Source organism: Paraflavitalea pollutisoli, assembly GCF_029360705.1.
Lineage (GTDB): Bacteria > Bacteroidota > Bacteroidia > Chitinophagales > Chitinophagaceae > Paraflavitalea > Paraflavitalea pollutisoli.
This window is the reverse complement of sequence record NZ_JARKMX010000003.1, coordinates 127,653-152,716: the sequence shown is the minus strand read 5'-3', so window position 1 is coordinate 152,716 and position 25,064 is coordinate 127,653. Positions and strand designations below refer to the sequence as shown.

General features: G+C 46.3%; 20 protein-coding genes and 1 tRNA gene. 8 read left to right on the top strand and 13 right to left on the bottom strand.

The genetic code is table 11. The features are described 5' to 3' along the window. Window positions 1-30 precede the first annotated feature (30 nt). From P2W70_RS08390 to P2W70_RS08380, 3 genes are all read right to left on the bottom strand, one after another. Window positions 31-1,566 carry a DUF1254 domain-containing protein gene (locus tag P2W70_RS08390; RefSeq protein ID WP_276480989.1) on the bottom strand — a complete coding sequence of 512 codons (1,536 nt, stop codon included), beginning with the start codon at window positions 1,564-1,566 and terminating at the stop codon, window positions 31-33. A 275-nt stretch (window positions 1,567-1,841) separates the two neighbouring features. After that, window positions 1,842-3,305: a DUF1254 domain-containing protein gene (locus P2W70_RS08385; protein ID WP_276480988.1), complete on the bottom strand. Its 1,464-nt coding sequence runs from the start codon at window positions 3,303-3,305 to the stop codon at window positions 1,842-1,844. A gap of 622 nt (window positions 3,306-3,927) precedes the next feature. Then, complete coding sequence (locus tag P2W70_RS08380) at window positions 3,928-4,362, bottom strand: helix-turn-helix domain-containing protein (RefSeq protein WP_276480987.1); 435 nt, start codon at window positions 4,360-4,362, stop codon at window positions 3,928-3,930. A gap of 356 nt (window positions 4,363-4,718) precedes the next feature. Here P2W70_RS08380 and P2W70_RS08375 point away from each other — a divergent pair, with 356 nt between their 5' ends. Both P2W70_RS08375 and P2W70_RS08370 read left to right on the top strand, forming a co-directional pair. Next, complete coding sequence (locus tag P2W70_RS08375; protein ID WP_276480986.1) at window positions 4,719-8,363, top strand: T9SS type A sorting domain-containing protein; 3,645 nt, start codon at window positions 4,719-4,721, stop codon at window positions 8,361-8,363. 90 nt (window positions 8,364-8,453) lie between these two features. Further along, window positions 8,454-9,470: a DUF2279 domain-containing protein gene (locus P2W70_RS08370; protein WP_276480985.1), complete on the top strand. Its 1,017-nt coding sequence runs from the start codon at window positions 8,454-8,456 to the stop codon at window positions 9,468-9,470. Between the two features lie 31 nt (window positions 9,471-9,501). On the opposite strand, the gene P2W70_RS08365 is transcribed toward P2W70_RS08370, so the two are convergent. From P2W70_RS08365 to P2W70_RS08355, 3 genes are all read right to left on the bottom strand, one after another. Further along, complete coding sequence (locus P2W70_RS08365; protein ID WP_276480984.1) at window positions 9,502-10,869, bottom strand: site-specific integrase; 1,368 nt, start codon at window positions 10,867-10,869, stop codon at window positions 9,502-9,504. 204 nt (window positions 10,870-11,073) lie between these two features. Next, a tRNA-Asp gene (locus tag P2W70_RS08360) sits at window positions 11,074-11,147 on the bottom strand. Window positions 11,148-11,622: 475 nt separating this feature from the next. Beyond that, entirely contained in the window at window positions 11,623-12,486 is an 864-nt protein-coding gene (locus tag P2W70_RS08355; RefSeq protein WP_276480983.1) for an MBL fold metallo-hydrolase, read from the bottom strand. Window positions 12,487-12,667: 181 nt separating this feature from the next. Between P2W70_RS08355 and P2W70_RS08350 the strand changes: the two genes are divergently transcribed. After that, the gene (locus tag P2W70_RS08350; RefSeq protein WP_276480982.1) at window positions 12,668-14,629 is read left to right on the top strand and encodes a M1 family metallopeptidase; all 1,962 of its coding nucleotides are present in this window, start codon (window positions 12,668-12,670) and stop codon (window positions 14,627-14,629) included. Window positions 14,630-14,702: 73 nt separating this feature from the next. Here P2W70_RS08350 and P2W70_RS08345 read toward each other — a convergent pair whose 3' ends face one another. Then, window positions 14,703-15,530 (bottom strand): alpha/beta hydrolase, encoded by an 828-nt coding sequence (locus P2W70_RS08345; protein WP_276480981.1) that lies wholly within the window; start codon window positions 15,528-15,530, stop codon window positions 14,703-14,705. 221 nt (window positions 15,531-15,751) lie between these two features. Between P2W70_RS08345 and P2W70_RS08340 the strand changes: the two genes are divergently transcribed. The 5 genes from P2W70_RS08340 (at window position 15,752) to dapA (ending at window position 19,604) form a co-directional block, all read left to right on the top strand. Then, window positions 15,752-16,318, top strand: coding sequence for a BlaI/MecI/CopY family transcriptional regulator (locus tag P2W70_RS08340; protein WP_276480980.1), 567 nt, complete (start codon window positions 15,752-15,754; stop codon window positions 16,316-16,318). A 232-nt stretch (window positions 16,319-16,550) separates the two neighbouring features. Continuing rightward, window positions 16,551-16,739, top strand: a complete 189-nt coding sequence (locus P2W70_RS08335; protein ID WP_276480979.1) for a hypothetical protein — start codon at window positions 16,551-16,553, stop codon at window positions 16,737-16,739. Window positions 16,740-16,985: 246 nt separating this feature from the next. Next, window positions 16,986-17,330 carry a hypothetical protein gene (locus P2W70_RS08330; protein WP_276480978.1) on the top strand — a complete coding sequence of 115 codons (345 nt, stop codon included), beginning with the start codon at window positions 16,986-16,988 and terminating at the stop codon, window positions 17,328-17,330. A gap of 164 nt (window positions 17,331-17,494) precedes the next feature. Further along, a complete protein-coding gene (locus tag P2W70_RS08325) occupies window positions 17,495-18,472 on the top strand; it encodes an acetyl-CoA carboxylase carboxyltransferase subunit alpha (RefSeq protein ID WP_276480977.1) in 978 nt (325 codons plus the stop codon). Window positions 18,473-18,722: 250 nt separating this feature from the next. Beyond that, the gene (dapA, locus tag P2W70_RS08320; RefSeq protein WP_276480976.1) at window positions 18,723-19,604 is read left to right on the top strand and encodes a 4-hydroxy-tetrahydrodipicolinate synthase; all 882 of its coding nucleotides are present in this window, start codon (window positions 18,723-18,725) and stop codon (window positions 19,602-19,604) included. Between the two features lie 69 nt (window positions 19,605-19,673). On the opposite strand, the gene P2W70_RS08315 is transcribed toward dapA, so the two are convergent. The 6 genes from P2W70_RS08315 to P2W70_RS08290 form a co-directional block, all read right to left on the bottom strand. Beyond that, window positions 19,674-20,576 (bottom strand): ribonuclease Z, encoded by a 903-nt coding sequence (locus P2W70_RS08315; protein ID WP_276480975.1) that lies wholly within the window; start codon window positions 20,574-20,576, stop codon window positions 19,674-19,676. Window positions 20,577-20,671: 95 nt separating this feature from the next. After that, window positions 20,672-21,148: a fructosamine kinase family protein gene (locus tag P2W70_RS08310; protein WP_276480974.1), complete on the bottom strand. Its 477-nt coding sequence runs from the start codon at window positions 21,146-21,148 to the stop codon at window positions 20,672-20,674. A gap of 4 nt (window positions 21,149-21,152) precedes the next feature. Next, entirely contained in the window at window positions 21,153-21,575 is a 423-nt protein-coding gene (locus P2W70_RS08305; RefSeq protein ID WP_276480973.1) for a fructosamine kinase family protein, read from the bottom strand. A gap of 12 nt (window positions 21,576-21,587) precedes the next feature. Continuing rightward, on the bottom strand, window positions 21,588-22,583 hold the full coding sequence (locus tag P2W70_RS08300; protein ID WP_276480972.1) for a bifunctional heptose 7-phosphate kinase/heptose 1-phosphate adenyltransferase: 996 nt from the start codon (window positions 22,581-22,583) through the stop codon (window positions 21,588-21,590). Between the two features lie 111 nt (window positions 22,584-22,694). Then, window positions 22,695-24,140 carry an APC family permease gene (locus P2W70_RS08295; RefSeq protein ID WP_276480971.1) on the bottom strand — a complete coding sequence of 482 codons (1,446 nt, stop codon included), beginning with the start codon at window positions 24,138-24,140 and terminating at the stop codon, window positions 22,695-22,697. A 191-nt stretch (window positions 24,141-24,331) separates the two neighbouring features. Then, entirely contained in the window at window positions 24,332-24,934 is a 603-nt protein-coding gene (locus P2W70_RS08290) for an OmpH/Skp family outer membrane protein (RefSeq protein ID WP_276480970.1), read from the bottom strand. Window positions 24,935-25,064 lie beyond the last annotated feature (130 nt).

Sequence of the window (25,064 nt, the reverse complement as noted above, 5' to 3'; positions counted from 1 at the left end):
CCGACCCCACCCGCTGAACCTAGCACTTAATTACTTCACCTTAACGACAGCAGGTGGTATCCACTCATCTCTTACAACATTTTCTTCCGGCCAGTAACATCTTACATATAATGAGAATAGTCCTTTAGGAGCCGGCAACCAATTGTCCATTTTATCTGCTGACGGCGCTGTGCTTTGTACATAGAAAGTGAGTGAGCCATCAGGGTTCGTTTGAAGCGCTTTATTTTTAGTACCAAGAGAATACCGGTTCAGGTGGTTAGGTACAAAAAAATGTTCCTTATCATAAATGGTAAGCGACCAAAACCCTTTTACTGGAGGTATCTGATCTTTTGCAAAGGTTATGGTGTATTTATTATTACCATTCAATCTCGTTCCTGCTGAATCAAGATCCTGATAGAAATATTTTGTTTCATTTGGTTTGTTCACGAAAATGTTTGCTTTGGCGCAGGAGGTCCGGGTAAGATAATCCACTCCAAACTGAGCTCCATTACTTTGGGTGGTCCAATTGTTTTTTACAGGATACCCTACATTCACAAATTGAAGTAACGGATCAATAAGCGTTTTGTCTGCATCAAATACAGCCAGCCTGGCAGCTTCTTTCAGCTTTGGATTTTTAGAAATCCCGTCGAGCAAACCAATAACTTGTGCATACCATGCTTCTTCACCCTTTTGTGGAGGAACTTCTTTTATGATTTCAGGCAGCTGCTCAAGAAAAGTTTCAGTTTTCACCCACTTCGTTTCACCTCCTCCAGAATTATCTGGTGCTGTTCTTTTGGTTTTTCTCCAATCCACCCTTTTAATTTTTCCATCGAATTCACTCATCGGGTACTGATTGATTTGGTTGATCACGGGCTGCACGGCTTCTTTATCAGCTGGATCATCTGATTGAAATACGCGGGGTAGAATCAGTCCATATCTTGTGGGACATTTAATTACTCCGGTAATACCATCAGGTACTTTTCCGTTCCAATCTTTGCCCGTTACCAGATAAAAGCCGGGTTTTGTGCCATACATTTTCCCCAGCATCGCAAATCCATCTGTACGTTGGTCGCTAACCTGGTACACCCAAAAGCGATCTCCAAAGTCAGGCACCTGCAATACGATAGGTTCTTTCTGCGTATCAAATGGCCCCACGCCATATACCACATCTTGATTCGGACATGCAATTGTTCTTTGCTCAGGCTTAATATAATCGTTAAGCAAACACAGGCGACCGATAGGAGCTGTAGGTATTACGCCTCCTACATATACGGCTTCCTTTACATCGCTCAACAGGGTCACCCTATTGTGAACATTTACCATAGGCCAAGCCCATAGGTAAACTATTTTCGTCATGCTTTTTACATATTCTTCAGTCATAATTGTATTAGCCACGGGGCCGGACGGCAATCCGTTAGCAGTATCACCTGCCGATGCGATAGCCCCTGACGAGTCAGTGTCGCTCGTTGAGGCGTTTTCTGTTTTTGTATTATGATTGCAGGCAGTAGCAAACAATATTATTACAACGTATGGAAGGAATTCCATTCTCATTCCTCTTATGCAAGAGAACAGGATTATTCTAATCATAAATAATACGTTTTATTTTTTTTAAAGACTTTCGTCCATCCCAATCATTATTGATGCGCTGTAACTGGCACCCTTTTTATAAGATACAAGGCTGCTTGTATTGACACACTCTCCCTTCAGCAAGATAATAGTTACGAGGTGGGCAAGACAACAAGAAGGGCTTAAACATATACATTTTTGTCTTGCTACTAACCGACGAAGGACAACTTTTACATTGCAGAATCAAACCATTCACAATTCACCCGATCCTCTAAGCTAGAAGGACTATCGGTGCACTACCTCACCTTCTCCACATCACCCAACTTCCATGCCTTATCGAACAAAGCTTTCTCCGGGCCATACAGCCTAAATAATATTTCAAATTGACCATTATGATCTGTGGGAACCCAGTTGGATTCTTTTCCTGCCGGCGGCCTGGGGCCAAAATATACATCCACTGATCCATCGGCGTTTTTCTGAACCGCTTTATCGTTTGAGGCACAACTTGCGCGTGACATGTTTTTGATAAGAGCGTGTGTTGAGCGGTCATACACTGTTGCAGACCAATACTGTTTAGTTGGCACATTTGCCGGTACATAAAGTCGGTAGTTTTCAGCCCCGTTAAGCGCTTTGCCATCTTTGTCTTTTCCTGATATCAGGTATATCTGCGCTGTACCCAAACGCTTAATACCAACATAACCTAAGGCATAGGTAAGGCCACGCGCATCGACCGGGTAAATATCCGTTTCAACATAACCTGAAGACCCTGCTTTTACAAGATCAGGCATTGCCGGAATTGCCCAATGCGCATCAGTATTCAATGGTGGAAATCCTGCATCATACATTACCCCAATATAATCATGCGCTGCTTCAGCTGCTGCATTCAAAATATCGGTTGTTCTTGCATCGGGATTAAAAGTTTTTCCTTTTTCTATGCCGATGGTTTTAAGCTGGTCAATCATTACTTTATCACGTGTGAGCCATGGCTGGCTTTGTACAATTCGATCAAGCGAACGGAAAAACCTAATATTATAGGGAATGGTCGCATCATACATTGTTCCATAAGCATCTGTATATTTTGTTTCACCGGGATTGCCCGCATTGGATAGCGGATAAACCTTAAGCCTTTTACCGTAGGCCACTGCTTTGACAATGTCTGCATCACTGTGGCTTGCAAGGTTAGAGCGAAGCAACCCATAACCTTCGTATGTATCAGCAGGAAGAACAATGTAGCCTGCTGGCGTCTGCTGCTTGTAACCAGGCGGCAGGATCAGATATTTGCCACCCGCACCTTTATCCGCACCGTAAGGTCCGGCATCTTCCAAGGGCATTTGAAACACATTATCAATGTTGGCGGCGAATGAGGAGCCACCTTCCGCCGGGGGGACTTCAATCACCAATGGCCCTATCTCTTTTGTATTAAAGAATACCATAAAATAGATCGCATCCGGATTGGGTGTAAGTGTTTGATTATGCCAGTCAGCAGGCCGAGACCAGTATACAATCTCGTTTTGCTTGGCTGAGGTTTTTGTAAGCATTTCTTGTAGCATCAGGTCATAATTTACAGCAGGAATACCCCATATAGCCGCCTGTAAAGCACGAGAATAAATCATTTGCTCACGGATACTTTCAGGTTTGAATGTGGCACCCGTGGAGTCTGCCGTATGGGTCGTTGAAATATTTCCTGATTCGCTTGGGCTTTGACTATTGCATGCTGCCAGAAATAAAAGGACCAGCAATTTGATACATATTTTGTTCATGACTTGCAGTTGTATTGAACAAACATTTTCTCCATCTCCAAAACACATTATACGACAATTCACAATTCTTACCAGCATTACCAAAAGCAGGTTTCGGCTTCTTGGATGCTCCCAAATTGTTGACCCTATAGTAAAATTGCCTATTGGCTTACCGAATACACCTAGATGGATGGGCTACACAAGAAAAATCCCTCTTCATTAGACACATGCAAAAGCTGGTTTCCGCCTAAATGATCGTAAAAATTCTTGTTCATTGCAGCAATACCGGTGGTACGACGATACCTCAAAACGCCAAAATAACCTACAGTTGGTTTACTGTAGATAGTCACCTTTAGATCTCAAATTGAATCATTTAACTATTTAATAAACTCCTATTACATTCCATTAATTACAAACTACCATTATTATTCTAGGCCGCATCCCCCATTGAAACTATTTTTTAATACACTTAGAAGGCGTCAACGCTGTGTGTCGTTTAACTGCGGCAGCTAGCGAATGGCAGTTATTGAATCCGCAACTTGTTGCCACCCACTGATCGTCAATTTATGCAATGCAACCTTACGGACAATATCGATTAAATGACATACGCGAAGAACTGCGGATAGAATCAGCGGGCTGGTCGTCAAATGTATCGTCCATGCCCACGTCGATAAGAAGAGGGTGTAAACCCGGTAAATTTTTTGACTGCTGCTGTTAGTGTATTTCGGTTTCCGAATCCGCATTTACCTGCCAGGCCGCTTAAATTCAGCCGATCGCCTTCTGCGTCTTTAATAAGTATTTTAAAATACTCTATCCTCAACCCGTTAATGTAATCATTGAAGCTTACACCCAATTCCTGATTGAGGTAGTTCGACAACTGGTAAGGCGGTATATCGATCTCTTCAGCCATTGCCCTGATTGAATATTTTGCGTTCAGGTAAGGCATTTTAGATAACATCAAGCACTTTAACCGCCCGGAGATCAGTTCTACCTTTTCATCTGTTAGTTTAAGTAAAGGGATTGGGCGCTCAACTTTGTTAATACGAAAAAGTGAAAGCAGGCTAAAATTACGTTTCATAATTGTAGGTTTTTCATATTCAGTATAGAAGGCATTGGATTTAGGTGGCTATATATAACTTTATAAATGTAGTTAATTTCGCTACCGTCAAAACCAGCTATTTGCTCGATTTTACGAAAAACCATGAATGTCTGTCCAGCATACAATTATGTAATTAACTGATGGGCGGGGACCGCTAAACAACTAAGGGTTAACCCGTACAAACCCAAAATTCATGAGACCTCCAGGCGGAACAGCCCCATCAACCGTGTCAATAACCGACGTTAGCCTATATCTTAAAAGCTGAATCCCGATAGCACTATGCCCGTTAGTTTGATTGTTCGGTCGATAAGATGAAAAACTAACGCCCGCACAACATGGAACTACTTGCCCACAAGCGTACTTTGGGATTAATATTCCTGTTTACCATCGCCGCCCAACTGGTAACCGCTCAAGTTTCCATCTCCCTCACCGCCACCAACGGAACCTGTCCCGGCAACGGATCGATTACCGTCAATGCAACCGGCGTGTCAGGCACACCTTTGTATTCCATCAAGCGGTCCACGGCCCCCACTTACTCGCCCGAACAAACGAGCAATGTTTTCAACAACTACGGGTCCGGTACCTATACCGTAAAAGTACATGATGCCACCGGCGAAACCGTATCCAGTCCGGTAACGCTCACGAATGACCCTTACACCACCATCTCCATTCTGAATACGACAGCCGGCAATGTCGGTATTACGGGATGCAGTGCCGACGGCAGCATTGATATGAATATCGCCGGCGGGCGCCCACCATTCACCTATCACCTCAGCGGCGGGCCTACCGCCAAACCGGATGTGGTCACCACCAGCAGGAATGTAAAATATAACCAGCTCGCCACCGGCACCTACCGCATCGATATTACCGATGCGTGTTCCAACAACATCGTGAAAGGCGGCATTACCATCACCTCCCTCTACAACCTGAGCGGTGTGGTCTTTGGCAGCCTCGACGGCATGGGTGGTCCTACCCAGCATGGTGGCAATTGCACCGACTCCCTCACTTTTTCTACCAATAATATCCTGCTGAAAGATATCAACGGCGTTGTGATCTTTCAGCGCGATGTAAAGCAAATACCCTCCACCCTGCCCATCGAAGCACGGGTGGAATACCCCGCCAACAGCGGCCTGTTTACCGCCTGGCAATCTGTATTCGGTAAATTCCCCTTGCTCAATTACCAACCAGGCTCCAATCAATACCGGGTACAACTGCGCAATCCCTGCGACCAAACAAATATTGTGACTTCTCCGGCCTACGCCATCCCCTACCCTTTCCAGTCGAGAAGCGGCTTTTGCGCGCCCTCCATCACCCGCACCACCAACAACTACAATTGCGGACCGATCGACATTCAGATCGTCAACAAAACGACGCCCACGACCACCAGGAACTATACCTGGGACGGCACCGGACTATCATATACACTCGATCTTACGGGTCTGCCCGCAGGTTCTTATGCGGTCAACATTACTACCGGGGGTATTACCTATGCCTCCAACGATGTGTCTACAACCCTCTCAACCGGTATCACCCTCGCAGCGACCTACGATTATGTGAGCACCCTCGGCTGCAATTTCGCTACAGGCGGCATACGGTCTTATGGCACCAATTTTACGACCGACAACACAATACCGATCACCTATACCATCGTGTCCGGACCTGCAACACCCGAACCGGTCACCTCCCTGCTACCGTTGACGCCCATCTGGGACAACCTGCCCGCAGGTACGTACCAGGTACGGATCGACTATGGAGATTGCAGAACGGAACCGAGAACGGTGGTTATTGCACCTCCTTATGCTGGATTTAGCGCTGATGAACTCACCTATACTGCCGGCTCGTCCTGCGGCAAATACCTCATCTCCGGCAAAGGCTGGTACCTGGCGCCAGATGGTTCCATATCGCCAGCCGTGCAACAATATGCCGTAAAACTATTCGATGCGGCCGGTGTGGCCATTACAGGCACCGGCGTATCTGCGACTGCCAACAACAACAGCCCCTTCACCCTCGGGTATGAAGTAAGTCCGGGTACTTACCGGGTCAAGCTGGTCAATCAGTTGCATTCACAATTGGTTTGTTATTACCTGGAGAAAACCATTACCATCCCACCCTACGAGCCTGTTCAGATCAATATCACCCAATCGGGCGGCGTGGCGTGTGGTGCGGGCTTCGGCACGGTGCACGTGGAAACCCTGGGTGGTACCATCCATATTGATCCCAGCGGCGGCAGCGGTCGCACCCTGGCTTACCGTATTAAACCTTTTGGCACACCCGATGCGAGCTACACGCCCTACCAGGCATCTCCCGATTTCCCCAATCAACCCGTGGGCGTATACACCGCACAGGTATTCGACAGTTGCAACTATACCACTACCCAGAACATCGAACTCGTTGCCAGGGCCACTTCTTCGAGCATCCGCATATCCGGCGCTGCTCCGGGTAGCCAAAATGATTCTACCTATGGTTGTCAGAACAGCCCACTCGCCTTGAGTGTAAATGTCATCGGTACAGCTACCGGAATCAACTGGACCCTGCCCAATGGCACGGTAGTCCCCACCGCTGTGCAAACGATCACGAACTTTACAACCGCCGACACCGGTAAATACTTCGTATCCTACACCGCGGGCGGCTGCTCCAGAACGGACTCCGTCACCCTCCTGATGAATACCCAACCTACTTTCGCACTGGTTGATACCACGGTGCTCTGCCTGGGCGATAGTGTAGACCTCGCCACTACCATCACCGGGCTATCTGCCAACACCGTCGACACCATCTTCCTGAATCCGCAATTGACGGTCCCTCTCGTCAACACCATGGTCACCCCGGTTGCGGGCATCACCTATTTTGTACAGGCCACCGATACCACCACGGGCTGCAAAACGGCTGCAGAACGAACCAGGATCACCGTCAACGGGCCGCCGCTGATTGGCCCCGTCGTGCCTCCACCCGCTATCTGTGCAGGACAATCGCTGGCCCTGACCGTACCGACGATCACGGCGCAAGGCTCACCGGTTACCAACCAGGGATGGATCCTGAACGGCAATACTTTTAGTCCGACCAGGATCTTACTGGCAGCCGACAACGGTATCGAGATCAACTATTTTGCCCAAAGCGCGTGCGGCATTTCGGTGACACCCACGATCACCGTAACCGTTAACCCCAAGCCGGCATTCGCCTTTACCGATCCGGATCCCGTCTACAGTCCCAACACGGTAGATCTGCATGACCTGGCGCTGGGATCAGGCGACACCACCGGGCTCACGATGAATTATTACGACAGCGTATACAACCTCCTGAGCGATGCAGAAATCGCGGCAGCAGACAGCGGGGACTACCATATCATCGGCACTACGGCCAGTGGCTGCTCCGACACCTCGACGGTGACAGTCACCGTATTTCAGGTGCCACTGCCGGTGGGCATGTTGTATTTCAAAGTGGCTGGCAGTAGCAATACGGCCACACTCACCTGGGGCACTTCCTTCGAACAAAACAGTCAGCGGTTCGACATAGAACAAAGCAACAATGGCCATGACTTTACGAAGATTGCACAGGTAGCGGCAGCCGGAACCAGTGGATCCGACCTACATTATAGCTATACGGATGACAACATTAGCAGGCATGGTTCACGAACCCTGTACTACCGGCTCAAACAGGTAGACCTCGATGGTCGTTTCAAGTACAGCAATATCGTTCGGCTAAAGGTTGACGACAACAATACACCTGGCCTCAAAGCCTACCCCATTCCATTCACCACCAGCCTGACACTCGACATATCCGGAGTGGCAGCCAGTATGCAAGGCCCCGTCAAGATCGACCTCGTGGACATGAACGGAAGAAATTTATACAGTCGCCAATTAACAATCGGTAGGGGTCAAAGCAATATCGTATTGACCGATCTGGCGCAACTGGCAAAAGGGGTGTATCAGCTACGGCTGAGCAATCAACGCGATACGAAAACGACCAGGGTGGTCAGGCAATAGCAAAGACAATGATCGCTACAACATAATATCTGAGCCAGGCATTGTTCATGATTTACATGCCAATCCATCACTAATAAACTTACTTTTCTAATGCAGCTTGCCCTTTCCTTGATTGCGCTCACCACGCTGCTACATCAATCAAATGCGATCTTCGATGTTGACACCATCATCAGGAAACCCGCTATGGGTAGCACACAGTGGCAGGACACAACCAGGTTACCAAATGGTAGTTGGACGCTGACGCCGGAACCAAAGACTAATACCCCTACTGGCCATGGAAGAAAATGGTTGGTGGCAGGAGCCCATGCGGCGGTGTGGGGTGCTTCCTACTATACACTCAACCAAACCTGGTATAACAATTACCCGAGATCCGGTTTTCATTGCTTCAACGACAATCGGGAGTGGTTACAGATGGATAAAGCCGGACACCTGTGGACGGCCTACCAGATGAGCCGTTTGTCGGGCCAGGCCTGGCAGTGGGCTGGCTTTAGTCAACGTCAGGCTGCCTGGTTAGGCGGCATCAGCGGCGTTGCCTACCAAAGCATCATAGAGATCCAGGATGGCTTGTCCGCCGAATGGGGATTTAGCTGGGGGGATATGACGGCCAACATAGTGGGATCGGCCTTGTATGTGGTACAGGAGCTAACAGGTGGTGAACAAAAATGGCAGATTAAATTTAGCTATCACCCCTATCCCTATTCGGCCGACTTGAAATACAGGCGCAATGCCAGTTTCGGCAATACCCTCTCCGAAAGAATGTTGAAGGATTATAATTCGCAAACCTACTGGCTAAGCGCCAACCTTCGTTCACTACTTCCTGCCAGCAGGCTGCCCAAATGGCTTAATTTCTCCCTGGGATATTCCGGCAAAGGGATGTTTGGCGCCGTACATAATACCTGGGTTGACAAAGATGGATTGGTACACGATCGCTCCGATATCCGTCGTACACGACATGTTTACCTGAGTGCAGATGTAGACCTGACTAAAATCAAAACCAACAACAGACTGCTCAGGACAGTCCTGTACGTCTTAAATGCGGTGAAAATACCTGCACCAACGATCGAGTTTTCAAGGGGAAAGATTTATTGGCATTGGATCTACTATTAGGAATCTATAACAGCTTCATAATTTCAAAAACTTATTTTTGAACAATTAAAGCAGGGGTTAGCGGCTGCATTCCATCTCTTGCCATCCAAATACGCTCAACAATTAATGCAGCCTCTTTTTCAGTGATGCGTATGTATTTATAAAAGTCCTTTTCTTTTTTATGGCCACTGATCTTCATTATAAGTTTAACCGGTGTACCTGCAAGGAATTCGTTGGTACAAAAGGAGCGACGCGCTGTGTGGGTAGAAATCCAATCGCATTTCGCTCTGATGTCTTTTATAGTTTGTGCCCCCTTTTTGTAGCTAAACGTGATCGACTCCGTTATTCCTGCCATCCTACCCAGCACTTTTACGTTGGCATTTAGGTCAGGGTTTGTGATATGAACAACATCCTTGTTATCAAAATACTCCAACAGCATTTGCCTAGCTTCCTGCCGTAGGGGAATCATTACCGGGCTATCCGATTTTTCTTGACGCTTTAGGATGAACTTTTCGCCAACAATATTCTCGGGAGTGATTGTTGAAAAATCTGAAAAGCGTAACCCAGTCAAGCAAGCGACTATGAAAATCCTCCTGTATTGAGCCAAGACTGGAGAGTTCATCAAATCCAGGTTATACAACCTTCGGATCTCATCGAAATTCAGGTAGATAGCGTCTGTATTTTCTTCCTGAGATTTGAAGTCTGACAGATCAATAGGCGCAATAATTTTGCGCTTAATTCTGTCCTTCACGAATATTCGGAGTTGCTTGATGGTTTTTGCAATGGTATTTTGCTTCAAGCCAATAACAGGTGTTTTCCTACGCTCTTGTACATATTCGAAGGTTAAGAACCTTGTATAAGCGTCGTAAAAGTTAAAGTCTAAACCATCAAAGCAAACCTTAGAACCCGAATGTTTTTCAAAGGCCCTGAGGTGCTGGCCAACTTGCTCAAAAACATTTATTGTTTTGTCGGATACACGGCCCTTTTTTGCTTTTATATATTCTTCCAACTGAAAGAATAAATCGTTGTTACTTCGCTCTCCTGGACTTTTGGCAAGACGTTCAAACAACTCCTTCTTTGTTGAAAGCTCTGTAATGTCAATTTGGGGGGAATAAAATTGCCTTACGAAAGCAACTATGTCCGAAACTTTCATCCGAGTACCCAGCCTTACCAGATCAAGAGCAAGCTCTTCTTGCCTTTTGACCTCCTTGTTTAATTCTTTATAACTACCAAAGTCCGTCGGTAGCTTGTTGGTTATTCTCCTTGTGGCGCGATCCCAGTGCTGGGGTGGAATTGAAATTCTGGTATCGAGCAATGGTCGAATATCCGAGCTGTAATTGTACTGAAGATAGACCTTGCTCGTTCCATCAACTTTTCTGATGCGCTTCTTATCGCATGTTGGATAAATCACTTGAGACATAAGCTTGGTTTTTAGTCTTAAAATCCGTCCCGTTTTCGTCCCGTTATTCGTCCCGTTTTTCCGGACGTAACGTAAAATCCAAGCAGAATAAAGTTACGATGCGACTCGCGTCTCAAGGTGTTGCAAAAAACTGAAAATCAATACGCTGAAAGTAAAGTGGAGTAAAAACAAAAAAGGGTTACCATTTCTGATAACCCTTTAGAGCGGACCGGACGGGACTCGAACCCGCGACCTCCGCCGTGACAGGGCGGCATTCTAACCGACTGAACTACCGATCCAATATTTTGTGCGAAAAACTCGCGAAAGAACTAATTTTTTGCTGATCAAAACTAACACTCAAATCAGCGTTCCCAATCTCGCAACCTCTTCTCTCTCAACCCTTTCGGTGTGTGTTTCCGTCGTTGGGATTGCAAAGATAGGAGTTTTTTGATACGGCCCAACAATTTTGAAAAAAAATTAGAAAAAATCTTCGTTGGCTTATTGACACCTTAAAATTACCTAGAATTGTTTTCGACATCCATCCTAAAAATTCTACCGTTCATCCTTATCTACTGGCTAGACCTTACCTCATCAATACCGCCACAAATCCATCCAGGCTATGTCATTAGCCGCCTAAGGTAGGGCGTACTGGCATCAAAACCAATCTGCCTCTGACCATCCCGACACAAAGGCTTCAGCCGCCAGATGGCCGAAGCGATTCAATGGCCTCCTCCCAAAACTGGCTGCTATTCAATCCTGGTGAAAATGGCAAATTTAAAACAACCGCAACTGCTGTACCGGTGAAATGGCCGGCAATGGTTTTACCACGCGTGGTTCAAACGGCCGGGAAATAGTAGATAGTGCTTCGCCATAAGATTGGATATGATAGATCGCCGTCTCCTGGTAACGGGAAGCGACAATGATAGATGTATCTTCCCGGTGCTGATCAAACAGCTCCTGAACCAGCTGGGGGTTGTTATTGTCTTTTGACAAATGCGCCAGCAATAAATGGCTCATGAACGATGGGCGGTGTGTTCTGAATATCTCCAGGGCCTGCGCATTCGACAAGTGGCCACTACCGCCACGGATGCGATTCTTCAACGACATCGGATAGCGTCCGTTCGATAACATATCGTCATCATAATTTGCTTCGAGAAATGCAGCGTGGCATTGACTGAAATGACTGATGAGGTGTGCACAGGACTTGCCTATATCAGTAAAAATTCCTACACGTACCGAATCAGAAGTGACCACAAAACTGTGCGGATCGTATGCGTCGTGAAATTTAGGAAAGGCGGTAACTGTAAGCCCACCAATCTGCACCGCTTCATAAGCGGCAAATGATCGCACCTGTTCAGGAGACAGGTTCAGTCCGACCGATTTTAGTGTACGTTGCGTAATATATACCGGCAGCTTGTATTTCCTTGCCAACACTGGGATACCGGAAATATGGTCTGAATGCTCATGCGATACGAATATCGCTTTCACCTTTTCCATTTGCAGTCCAAGCCGGCTCATACGCTTCTCTGTTTCCCGACAGGAAATGCCGGCATCCACAAAAACTGCCTCCTCATCGTTGCCGATGTAGTAGCAATTTCCATTGCTTCCGGAATTGAGGGAGGTAATAAAAAGCGACATAGCAAGCTGCAAATTAAGAACATTCAGTCATCCCGCCGAATCTCCTGCCATCCGTCACTAGCCAGGCTGGAAAATGTTTTTTCAACATTAAAAAACGTCCACTATTTGATTAGTGGCTGGCGAGAACTTTACCCCTTTTGCTATATTTAGGCTTTATTTTCATCAAAATCTACGTTTCATCATGATGTTGAGCACCAAAAGGATTCTTACAGGTTGTCTCCTGGTCGCGGGACTACAGGCTGCCGCCCAAACCACTTCCGTGTACGACCAGCATGAGGCATTTGCGCCTTTCTTTTACCCGGCCTACGGCGATGAGGTAAGAGCCGCTGATGGTACACCCGGCCCTAAATACTGGCAAAATAAAGCCGATTACAAGATCGACGCAACCCTCAACGATGCCAACCACCAGGTATCAGGCGCTGTGCAGATCACCTATACCAACAACAGTCCACAGTCGCTGCCTTTCCTTTGGCTGCAACTGGACCAGAATATCTACAACCAGCAGTCGAGAGGCGTAGCAGCTACTGCGATCGCTGGTGGCCGCTGGGCCAACCGTAACGCCTTCGACGGTGGTTACACGATCAAATCGGTTACACTGATTCAGAACGGCAAATCGACCAATGTTACCTACGACGTGATCGACACACGAATGAAGATATCATTGCCCCAGGCTGTAAAAAGCAACGGAGGCAGCACGCAGATTAAGATCACCTACGAATACACAGTGCCCGAATATGGCACAGACCGTACTGGCCGCCTCCAAACAAAGAATGGCTGGATCTATGAAATTGCCCAATGGTTTCCCCGCCTGTGTGTGTATGACAATGTACAGGGATGGAATACGCTGCCCTACCTCGGTCAGGGAGAATTTTACCTCGAATACGGCGATGTTACTTACAACATCACGGTACCTGCGAACCACATTGTGGTAGGCTCCGGTGAATTACTGAACCCCCAGGAGGTACTAACTGCAGAGCAACAAAAGCGTTGGGCTGCAGCGAGGAACAGCGACAAAACAGTGATGTTACGTTCAGCCGAAGAAGTTACCAATCCAGTTTCACGCCCTACCGGTAAATCACTTACCTGGAAATTCAAATGCACCAATACCCGCGACGTAGCCTGGGCCAGCTCTACTTCTTTCGTTTGGGATGCTGCCCGAATCAACCTGCCTGGTGGTAAGAAATCGCTCGCTATGAGTGCCTACCCTGCTGAAGTGGCGCAGGACTCAGCCTGGGGCCGCTCCACTGAATACGTAAAGGGAGCGATTGAATTCTATTCTGATTACCTCTATCCTTACACTTATCCCATGGCCGTGAACGTAGCCGGTATTGTAGGCGGTATGGAATATCCCGGTATCGTATTTTGTAGTGCGCGCGCAAAAAGAGGCGGGCTTTGGGGTGTTACTTCGCACGAATTTGGCCACAACTGGTTCCCCATGATCGTGGGTAGCAACGAGCGCAAATTCCCCTGGATGGACGAAGGCTTCAATACTTTCATCAACACCCTGGCTGAAAAGAAATTCAACAATGGAGAATATGCCGGCAATCGCGCTATGAATGCCCGCAATTTCGTGATGCCTTTCTTTGGCCCTAATTCAGAAAGCATTTCTACCATTCCAGATGTTACCAATCCTGCCAACCTCGGCACGATTGCGTATCGTAAACCGGGCTTCGGATTGCAATTGCTCCGGGAGAATGTATTGGGAGAAGCACGTTTCGACAGCGCCTTCCGCTACTATGTACACCAATGGGCATTCAAGCACCCCACTCCTTATGATTTCTTCCATTGTATCGAAAATAACGCCGGAGAAACGCTCGACTGGTTCTGGAGAGGTTGGTACCTCAACAACTGGAAGATCGACCAATCGGTAGATGACGTAGCCTATGTACAAAATGATCCGGCGCAAGGAAGTATCATCACGATCTCCAACCTGGATAAAATGCCCATGCCGGTGATAGCAGAGATCACTGAGGAAAATGGCAAAACAGCTCGCATCAAGCTGCCCGTTGAGATCTGGCAGCACGGCGCTACCTGGAAATTTGCTTACAAGTCAACCAGCAAACTGAAGAAAGTAGTGATCGATCCCGACAACACACTTCCTGATGTAAACAACAAAAACAACACCTGGCCGCAAGGCTCCTAGTGGTGTTTCGCGATAAAATAAAATGGGCGTGCCGGATGCGGCACGCCCATTTTATTATCAACAGTCGGTGCAATTACTTCCTGAAGTATTTATTCATAAATGTCAATTGATAGATCACCGCATTATCCCAATACTCCCAATTGTGTGCACCCGGACGGCTAATGAAATCATGTGCAATATTCCGTTCCCGTAGCAACTCGTGCAGGTTGACATTTACGCGGTAAAAGAAATCACCCGTTCCGCAATCGATGATCAATGCCAGTGCGTTATTCACCAGCAGGTGGGTCATGTTGATCACACTACGTTGCTCCCATTGCTGAGGGCTGTCTTTAAACGTACCAATTCGTTTGGCAATATCCCAGTTGAGGGGAAAAGGACGCATATCGACACCACCACTCATACTACCGGCCGCGCCAAATACCTCCTGTTTGCGAAAGGCGAGATATAGCGCACCATGACCACCCATGCTGAGTCCTGTGATGGCCCGGCCTTCACGTTTGCGGATCGTGCTGTAGTGCTCATCGATCCAATTCACCAGTTCTTTCGCCACATAAGTTTCGTATTTCCAGGAACTATCGATCGGGCTATCAAAATACCAGCTGGAAAAATTGCCATCGGGACACACGATGATCAGGTCCATCTGATCCGCATAGGCTGGCAGGTTTTTGACTTTGCTCACCCAATCGGAATAATTGCCACTATAACCATGCAGCAAATACACGACCGGATAGGTTTTATTTTTTGAGTAGGACGCCGGCCGCACAACCACGGCTTTGATCTCCTTCTTCATGGAAGGGCTGAAGGTTTTGACAGTGTCGACCGTTCCTGCCAGGGCGCTACCCGCAACTACCATCAACAATAACACTAAAAAAACTTTCGGATACATACCGATATTCCTCATATGAATGATTAATAGTTAGCTGTAAATATAATTATCCTGGTGTAATAATCCTGACTGCACCTATAAACCCAATTGAATAATCAGCAGCAATAAAAATTTGGAGAGTCGAATTAATATTCTCCATTTGTAGAGGTAGTTCTAAAAATATAGAGCAACGTCTAAACAAGTAGAGTATGCAATTGACCAAGGCAGAAGAACGGATCATGGAATTCTTATAGCAATTGGACAAGGCTTTTCTGAAAGACCTCATCGATTGCTTCCCTGATCCCAAGCCTGCTACCACGACGGTAGTTACCCTGCTGAAACGCATGCAGGAAAAAGGATTTGTAGATCATAAGGTTTTCGGCAATTCACGTCAATACTATCCAAAAGTGAAGAAAGCCGACTATTTCTCTAAACATATGAATGGGATGATCAAGAACTTCTTCAACAATGCTGCCTTGCAGTTTGCCAGCTTATTTACGAAGTCAGCCAAGTTTTCCGCTGTTGAATTGGAAGAACTCAGAAAGATCATCGATCAGGAAATTGAAAAAAAGAAAAAATTGATTACCTACATCATCAAATCAGCTTGTGCTCCCTGTTGCTGTTGCTGGTATACAGGTGGGTACTTCATCGTTAGTAGCATCTATGCCGCCGTCTCCCTGATCTTATTGGTGCACTTCATCCTCAACCTACTTCGCATCAAGAAAATTACCTCCGGGGAACAATCTACGGAATATGAAGGGGCACAGCTCATCCTGACGGAGAAACGATTCCCCCGCATTCCTTTCTCCGATACAGATTCATGAGCAAGGCCGCCTATGATGACCTATCTACCCGTGATGCGTTGTTGACACATGAATTGTCGCATGTACGGCAAAAACATTCCTGGGACATACTGTTCATAGAAACATTACAGATCTTTTGCTGGCTCAACCCAACCTTTTACTTCTATAAAAAGGCGATACAACTAACCATGAATTACTGGCCGATGAGACAGTTATTCACACACATGGCAACATTCGCAGTTACCAGCATCACTTGCTCGATAAGATTCAACAACAAAGCATAACACCGTTGACAAGCTCTTTCAACTATTTCATCACCAAAAAACGATTGGCCATGAAGACCAAACAACCTAATACCAAACGGATCAACAGCCTCCAATGGGCGTTACTGCCACTTTTTGGCTGCGGAGTATTGCTCTTTACCGGTCGTACCTATGCATAAACCCAACCTCCTGCTAAACAAGCCGATTCTAATAAGAAGCTTTCCAAAACCTGGGACGCCAAAAAACCTCCCAAAGTAAAGTTCAAACCACCCGGGGGGAATAACCTACCTGCCGGGAAAGGCGCCACACCGGAACAAATTGAAAAATTCAATACCATATTTAAGAGCACTGCTATCGACAGCAAAGGCCGTAAGTATCACTACACCGTAGAAGACGTAAAATGGGTAAAGCCAATTTATCAGGCCATGACCCTGGAACAAAGAAGCCAATATCCGGATATTCGTTTCGTTAAACCTCCTGTACGTAAATCCCCCACTGATACTCAACTCCAGGAATGGACCAATAACACCAAATACGGGATATGGCTGGATGGAAAACACATTGAAAACCAGGCACTGGTCAAATACAAGGGAGATGATATCGCCTTATTCTCTTCCAGCCGACTTTATGGTAAAGCCTTGAAGGCCGGAAAACACACCGTGCAAATAGACCTGAGCACCAACGAGTGGTACAATAAAAATTATGCGGAAGACACAGAACTGATGGTGGTAATAGAGCTCACGAGCCATACCCCAGCTCCATCTAAGTAAAAATTCAATTCATTATCAATGTCTTAGCTTTTCTAAGCATGTTTCAAGTCAGAGCCTGTGTGCCCTATCGGCAGCAGACTTTTTTCTTCATAAACAACGCATTAAGAAAACATTAGTAAGAAAAGGTCTCAACCCTTAATTTTACAGCTTTATATTCCCTGTTTATGCCGCAAGATAAAAACCGCCAATTTCTTGAGTTTGAGAAACCCATTAAAGAACTGTTCGACGACATAGAAGGACTAAAACAAAAAGCTGAAAAGAGCAAGATAGACCTGAGTGATCCCATAAAAAAGCTGGAAGAGCGTGTAATAGAAACCCGTAAGGCCATCACACAAAACCTTACGCCCTGGCAAAAAGTGCAGTTGAGCCGCCACCCGGATCGTCCTTATACACTGAAATATATTGAGAAACTGAGCTCCGATTTCGTAGAACTGTATGGTGACCGGAACGTTCGTGACGACAAAGCCATGGTGGGCGGATTCGCCTCTATCGATGGCAGAACGGTGATGATGATCGGCCAGCAAAAAGGTATCAATACCAAAGCCCGTCAGCTCCGTAATTTCGGTATGGCCAATCCGGAAGGATATCGCAAGGCCCTTCGCCTGATGAAGCTCGCAGAAAAATTCAACAAGCCGGTCATTACCTTGATTGATACGCCCGGTGCCTATCCCGGTCTGGAAGCAGAAGAACGAGGACAAGGTGAAGCCATTGCCCGCAACATCTATGAAATGATGCGCCTTAAAGTGCCGGTCATTTGTGTGGTAATTGGTGAGGGAGCATCCGGTGGTGCCCTTGGTATCGGTGTTGGTGATCGCGTATTCATGTTGGAAAACACCTGGTATACCGTGATCTCTCCCGAAAGCTGCAGCTCGATCCTCTGGCGCAGCTGGGACCAGAAGGAAAAAGCAGCTGAGCAATTGAAGCTTACACCCGACTATATGCACCAGTTTGGGCTGATCGATGAGATCATTCCTGAACCTGTTGGTGGCGCTCATTGGGATTATGCAGAAGCAGCCAACCTGCTCAAGCCTTATCTGATCAATACCCTGGATGCACTGGGGGAGCTTACACCCGAAGAACGCATCGAAAAACGTATTGAGAAGTTTAGTAAAATGGGCTTCTGGGACGAGGTAGCCCAATAAAGAGTTTATCCCACCCGCAGATTCCTGCAGAAAAAATTTGGGTGGAATATCTTTGCTGATTATTTTTGATACTTATCATGCAAAACATAAAGAAGCATACCAAGCAAGTCAAGAAACGCTCCATACAAGGGGAAGGTTAAGACACATGGTATGTCTAAAATATAGCAAAGCCTTCCTACACGGAAGGCTTTTGTTTTGTCAGGAAATCAACTATTCATAACATCATTTAAATTAAAACCCAACAAATAGAATGTCGCTCAGGCAAACATTACAAGGCACCGGTGTAGCACTCGTTACTCCTTTTACTTCCTCTACAGCAGTCGATTTTGATGCTCTCGGAAAGCTTATCGACTTCGTAATCAAGGGAGGTGTTGAATATGTCGTTACGCTGGGAACAACCGGCGAAACCCCTACCCTCTCCAAGGAAGAAAAGAAGGACATCGTTCAATATACCTACGAGAAGGTGGCGGGTCGTGTGCCAGTAGTAGTTGGCATCGGCGGCAATAATACCCACGAGTTGTTGCAAGACCTGCAATATTTCCCCCTGGATAAAGCAACGGCGATTCTGAGCGCCAGTCCCTATTACAACAAACCATCACAGGAGGGCATCTTCCAACACTATAAACTGTTGGCTGAAGCAGCCCCCAAACCAGTGCTGTTGTACAATGTACCTGGCAGAACCGGGCGCAACATGACAGCCGCTACCACCCTGCGCCTCGCCAATGAAGTAAAGAACATTGCAGGTATCAAAGAAGCCAGTGGAGATATGGCGCAATGCAGCCTCATCCTGCGTGATCGCCCAGAAAACTTCCTGGTGGTAAGTGGTGACGATGCACTCACCTTCGCACAGATAGCCACCGGTATGGATGGCGTGATCAGTGTTGCAGGCAACGCATTCCCCAAACAATTCTCCGATATGGTTCGCTTTGCCCTCAAGCATGACCTGACAACCGCTAAGAAGCTCAACGATCCATTGATCGAAGCGTATGACCTCATGTTTGCAGAAAACAACCCCGCGGGTGTAAAAGCATTCTTAACTGAATTGAACCTGATAGAGAATAACCTGCGCCTGCCCATGACACCGTTAAGCAGCCAGTTGTATGAAAAAGTAAGAGAGTACCTTAATAATTAGGCCGCATGCAATAGAAATTGGTTAATGGTAAGCCGTCGAATGACAGCCTGCTGTTAACCAATTCTTTTATTATACTTTGAAAGTAACACCTTCGAGCGCGAGGTCTGTATTGGGAAATACCTCCCGGGCCTCCTCCTCAAACACTTCCAGCTTATCATACTTGGAGCTGAAATGTCCAATGAGTAAACGGCCAACGCCTGCTTTTTGAGCAATACTGGCGGCTTGTGTAGTAGTTGAATGGAAACGGCTGGAAGCCCTGTCATTGAGATCTTTCAGGTAGGTAGTCTCATGGTACAAGATATCAACGCCACGCACCCGGTCGATCAACTCTTCATCATAAAGCGTATCCGCACTATAGGCATACGACTGAGGCTTTGGCGCCGGATCAGTCACCCACTCGTTGCTGATCAGTTCTCCGGATTTGGTGGTATAGTCCTCACCTTGCTTAAGACGGTCGTAAAAAGAGGCCGGCACCTCATGCCGGATCGCTTTCTCCGGATTTACACGGCGCGGCGCTTTTACCTGATCAAATCGAAACCCCCAACAGGCAATACGATGTTTAGTAGGAAAACAGGTAACCTTGTAACGATCGGTTTTGATCAACACGCCTTCTTTTTCCAGTGGGTGAAAATGCAGCTGATAAGGCAATACCGTTGCAGCAGCCTGTAATTGCAGATCGAGAATTTCTTTTAAAGGAGCTGGAGCATACAGATGAAGTTCATGCTCCCGATGCAAAAGACCCATACTATTCACCAACCCTGGCAGTCCAAAGTAATGGTCGCCATGCAAGTGGGAAATGAAAATATGGTTAATACGCCCCCAGCGGATCTTGTACTTCGACAACTGAACCTGGGTCCCTTCCCCACAGTCTACAAGGAAAATATGATCGTCCAGTGTCACGAGTTGTGACGTAGGATGACGATCATAAGCCGGTAAGGCTGAATTATTTCCCAGGATAGTAACTGCGAGCATTCGATTATATAGGTTAAAACAACGAACGGGTAAATATCCCCCCCGTACGCTGTTTATGGTCGCTAAATTAACTGATTGCCATGTAATAACGCAAATCAATAACGGTCAATTGTATGCAATATATCGGGGAGATACCCTTTTCCAAATAAATTTAGGTGGATCAGCAGTGGATATAGGTTGGCAATATCCCATTGTTCCCGATAATTGAAAGGTAAAGGCACTATTTCCCGATACCTGTCATAAAAACCAGCCTCAAAACCACCAAATAAGGTGGTCATCGCCAGGTCTACGCAAGGATGTCCTAAGTATACGGCCGGATCGATCAAAACAGGCTGCTCTTCATCATCGCATAGCAGATTGCCGCTCCATAGGTCTCCATGTACTAAAACCGGCTGGGTTGTTGGGCCAAAGATTTCGGGCAATCGAAGAAAAAGCCGCTCAAAACGCCCGAGCAGCGCCCTATCGACCATTTGTCTGCTCATAGCCAATTGAAGTTGTGGGCGCAGCCGTCTTTCAGTAAAGAACTGTGGCCACCCCTGCAGTGGGCTATTCCATTGCGGCAATGCTCCCATATAATTATCGGTAGCCCAACCCAAAATAGCCTGGGGAGATCGAAATATCCGTAGGCTTTGAGTGCATCAAGGCCAGCTGTTCGCCCAAACGCTTCCAAAATTTGGGAGTTTTGATTCCAGTCTCTACCCATTCCAACACCAATACCTGGTGAGCACCAGCTTCGCCTTGCCCAATAACAGCGGGGATTCTGAAAATACGGAGGTCGGCAAGTGAAGTCAATCCTTCTTTTTCATGCAAAAACAAGCCTGGTAATTCACCAAGCAAGTTGATCTTGGCAAAAAAACGCTGGCCGGTGTTGGCGGTAACCTGGAAACTCTGATTGATGGAACCACCTCTTATGGATATAAACCGTATAGCACGAATACTAGTCCCTATAGTAGATTGCAGTAAAGAAAGAATAAATTGTTGAACAGACGGCGGGACCATATGGATAGAGGCTTATCCCAAAAGCAGCTTGCATTCATTAAGCAGCCTTTCTTTATCGATGGCAACCGTTCCGACTTCCTCACATACCAAACCGCCGGCAATGTTCGCCACTTCAGCCATCAGGTCGATACTCTTGGTGGCCGTATAGATCAATGACGCTACGGCGATGACAGTATCACCGGCACCAGAAACGTCGGCTATATTCCGCAGATGGGAAGGAATTACCCGGGCCTGCTCATGATTGTGATAGAACACCCCTTTCTCAGACAAAGTGATAAAAGAGATCTGGTGATGAAGGCGGTCTTGCAATTGCTTGTGGATTTCCGTAAGCGTCTGAACGTTCACATCATCAACCAGTAAGTTCAATCCATCTTTTACCTCTTTCATGTTGGGCTTGAAAATGTCAACACCCTGATATGCAAAGAAGTTCTTGCGTTTCGGATCCACGGTGGTGATCACGCCATGTTGCTTACAGAGAGCAATTACGTTCTTGATCACATTTTCAGTAAGCACCCCTTTATTGTAGTCCTCCAAAACAATGGCTTGGGGCTTTTCCTGGAGAATGTATTGCTTTACCTTTTCCAGTAAAGCAGCCTCATCCGTTGTCGCCAGGTCTTTAGTGGTTTCGGAATCAAGCCGCATCATTTGTTGGTTACGACTAATGACCCTTACCTTATTCGTCGTTATTCGGGAAGGCGATTGCAGTAGGTAGTCTGTCCTGATGCCAGCCTGCTCAAATAGGCCTTTCAACAACTGCCCGTCATCATCCTGACCTGTTACCGACAAGGCAGTAACCTGTGCCCCCAACGACACCAGGTTCAGGGCCACATTACCAGCTCCGCCAATCCTGTATTCCCGTTTATCAAGTGCTACTACCGGAACAGGAGCTTCGGGTGATATACGATCTACGTGCCCCCACCAATAGGTGTCCAACATAACATCACCGATCACTCCTACTTTGATACCATTAAATTGAGCAAACAGCTTATCAAAATTGACGCCACTCATATTATATGTACATTGAATAAATAACTCCTTGCAAAGCTTGCAAGGTATTATATTTTCTGGAGAGTTATGTCAAAACGCGGTCCCGGGGAATTCCCGGGACCGTTTAGCTATTTATTGGACGGAAGAACCCTTTTTTTGATTAGATACCGCCAGGTAGTACAATGGAATACCCACCAATACAATGCCCAGACCTGCCCCAGCGTATACAGGTTTCATGGTGATCAGGAACACACAAAAAGTAAGTGCGAGGACAACATATATTGCGGGTAAAACCGGATAGCCGAAAGCCTTGTACGGTCGTTCGATATCGGGACGCTTTTTACGCAATACAGCAATACCGATAATGGTAAGCGCATAGAACAAGACGACCACAAAAGAGATCATGTCCAGCAGGTCACCATAACTTCCGCTCAGACAAAGTATTGAAGCGACAATGCATTGTAGCCATAGAGCAAATTCGGGTACAGCATGCTTATTTAACGTACCAGTCTTCTTAAAGAAAAGGCCGTCGTTTGCCATAGTATAATAAACCCGGGCGCCGGCCAGGATCAATCCATTATTGCAACCAAAGGTGGATATCATGATCATTACCGCTATCACAGTTGAACCGTCTGCACCAAACAGCGCATTCGATACAGCAACAGCAACCCTATTTCCTTCTGGATAAGCGATCTCACTTAAAGGCAATACATGCAAATACATCAGGTTGGCAGTTACATAAATGATCGTAACGATTAATGTGCCCAGGAAAAGGCTCAACCCAATGTTCTTCTTGGGGTTCTTGATCTCTCCGGCAATAAAGGTCACATTGTTCCAGGAGTCACTACTGAAGATAGAACCAACCATCGCAGCAGCTATGGCGCCGATCAAAGCCGTTCCACTTATTGAAAACCATTCGCCATCTTTAATGAAGGTACCAGAGGCATCCTGCGGCAACTGCATAGCTTTAAATCCGGTTTCCCAATTCTCATCCCAAAAACTATGCTTGGCCAAAAGAAATCCGGCTATGATCAAACCAAATAAGGAAAGCAGTTTTACGGTAGTAAATACAGTTTGTATGATCTTACCGCCTTTAACCCCTTTTGTATTGGTATAGGTAAGAAATATAATAAGCGCGATGCCTAGCAACTGTGCAGCAGATATCTTGAAATCGCCCTGCGACCATAGAATATTTCCTTCGCCTAGTTCAGGAACGAGATAAGCCGTAAAACGACTGAATGCCACCGCCACGGCTGCGATAGTAGCTGTTTGAATGACAGCGAAAAAACTCCAACCATACAGAAAGCCTGCTAAAGGATTGAAAGCCTCCTTCAGGTATACGTACTGACCACCTGCCTTGGGATACATACCACTCAACTCGCCATAGCTAACCGCAGCTGTAATGGTCATAAAGCCCGTAATCAGCCAGACCATAATTAGCCAGCCGGCACTACCGGTATAACGCGTGATGTCAGCACTAACAATGAAGATCCCGGAGCCGATCATTGAGCCCGCTACCACCATAGTAGCGTCTATTAAACCCAGTGAGGGCTTGAAAGCAGGTTTTGATTCAGTCATAGCAGTCGAAAATAAAAGATCAAAGTGTTAATAATAAAGATTCCTGAAGATAAGCAAATCAGAAACACACAAAACACAAAAAAACGCAGCTATTGGGTAGCTGCGTTTACGTAAATTAACTAAGATTAATCAGTATTTATTGGCGCCTCTTTTTCAGGGCTTAAACCTCAGAAATAAGGGCATTTATAAGTCTACTTTTCCTTCTTGGTATCTTTCGTCACCTTGTATTTTTCATTCAAACCTTTTACCAGATCACCAGTTACGTCATACAACGAGTCCCTGTAATACATGATGAAACCTGGTTCGTAGGAAAGGATATAGGCATACCCCTTGTCTTTATTGTATTCAGCTAGGTAGTCTTCGATCTGCTTGCGCATTTTCCTGGTCATTTCTATCTGGTGGTTCTGAAGATTCTCCTGGAGTTGACCTTCGCGCTTACGGTAATTTTGCTCAAGACTAGCAAGTTCTTTTTGAGCAGCTTCCTGACCCGCCTGAGACGTTACCTGTTGCTGCAATTGTTGGTACCTGCTTTGAAAACGGCCCTTCAACTCCTGCAATTCCGTGTTGGCAGCAGTTTCTTTACCTTTCATTTCTTCCAACGCATCCTTATAAAAGGTATAGCTGGACTGCAATGAATCGATGTCGAAATAAGCGATTCTAAAATCTTTGTGTTCCTTCTTTCCTGCATCGACAGATGCATCTTTCTTAGGTTCTTTACCTGAAAAATGTAAGTAAAAAAGTACTCCCGTAAGTGCAAGGGCAATAATGCTTAAAATAGTAGAGATGTTTCTCATTCCCGCCTTTTTTGCAAGATAGAAGCTTGCGTTAAAAGAAAATTGTTAAAAGTTTTAACAGTTCTGAATTAGATCGTTAAGCCAACAAGATATACATAAATTTCATTCACACCATCGCTTAATCAGTACA

Coding starts and splice junctions, on each gene's coding strand:
- P2W70_RS08365 (WP_276480984.1), bottom strand. CDS start 10,869: ATGTCTCAAGTGATTTATCCAACATGCGATAAGAAGCGCATCAGAAAA.
- P2W70_RS08315 (WP_276480975.1), bottom strand. CDS start 20,576: ATGCTCGCAGTTACTATCCTGGGAAATAATTCAGCCTTACCGGCTTAT.
- P2W70_RS08375 (WP_276480986.1), top strand. CDS start 4,719: ATGGAACTACTTGCCCACAAGCGTACTTTGGGATTAATATTCCTGTTT.
- P2W70_RS08370 (WP_276480985.1), top strand. CDS start 8,454: ATGCAGCTTGCCCTTTCCTTGATTGCGCTCACCACGCTGCTACATCAA.
- P2W70_RS08300 (WP_276480972.1), bottom strand. CDS start 22,583: ATGAGTGGCGTCAATTTTGATAAGCTGTTTGCTCAATTTAATGGTATC.
- P2W70_RS08390 (WP_276480989.1), bottom strand. CDS start 1,566: ATGATTAGAATAATCCTGTTCTCTTGCATAAGAGGAATGAGAATGGAA.
- P2W70_RS08310 (WP_276480974.1), bottom strand. CDS start 21,148: ATGGGAGCATTGCCGCAATGGAATAGCCCACTGCAGGGGTGGCCACAG.
- P2W70_RS08355 (WP_276480983.1), bottom strand. CDS start 12,486: ATGTCGCTTTTTATTACCTCCCTCAATTCCGGAAGCAATGGAAATTGC.
- P2W70_RS08290 (WP_276480970.1), bottom strand. CDS start 24,934: ATGAGAAACATCTCTACTATTTTAAGCATTATTGCCCTTGCACTTACG.
- P2W70_RS08380 (WP_276480987.1), bottom strand. CDS start 4,362: ATGAAACGTAATTTTAGCCTGCTTTCACTTTTTCGTATTAACAAAGTT.
- P2W70_RS08345 (WP_276480981.1), bottom strand. CDS start 15,530: ATGAGGAATATCGGTATGTATCCGAAAGTTTTTTTAGTGTTATTGTTG.
- P2W70_RS08305 (WP_276480973.1), bottom strand. CDS start 21,575: ATGGTCCCGCCGTCTGTTCAACAATTTATTCTTTCTTTACTGCAATCT.
- P2W70_RS08350 (WP_276480982.1), top strand. CDS start 12,668: ATGATGTTGAGCACCAAAAGGATTCTTACAGGTTGTCTCCTGGTCGCG.
- P2W70_RS08330 (WP_276480978.1), top strand. CDS start 16,986: ATGACCCTGGAACAAAGAAGCCAATATCCGGATATTCGTTTCGTTAAA.
- dapA (WP_276480976.1), top strand. CDS start 18,723: ATGTCGCTCAGGCAAACATTACAAGGCACCGGTGTAGCACTCGTTACT.
- P2W70_RS08325 (WP_276480977.1), top strand. CDS start 17,495: ATGCCGCAAGATAAAAACCGCCAATTTCTTGAGTTTGAGAAACCCATT.
- P2W70_RS08385 (WP_276480988.1), bottom strand. CDS start 3,305: ATGAACAAAATATGTATCAAATTGCTGGTCCTTTTATTTCTGGCAGCA.
- P2W70_RS08295 (WP_276480971.1), bottom strand. CDS start 24,140: ATGACTGAATCAAAACCTGCTTTCAAGCCCTCACTGGGTTTAATAGAC.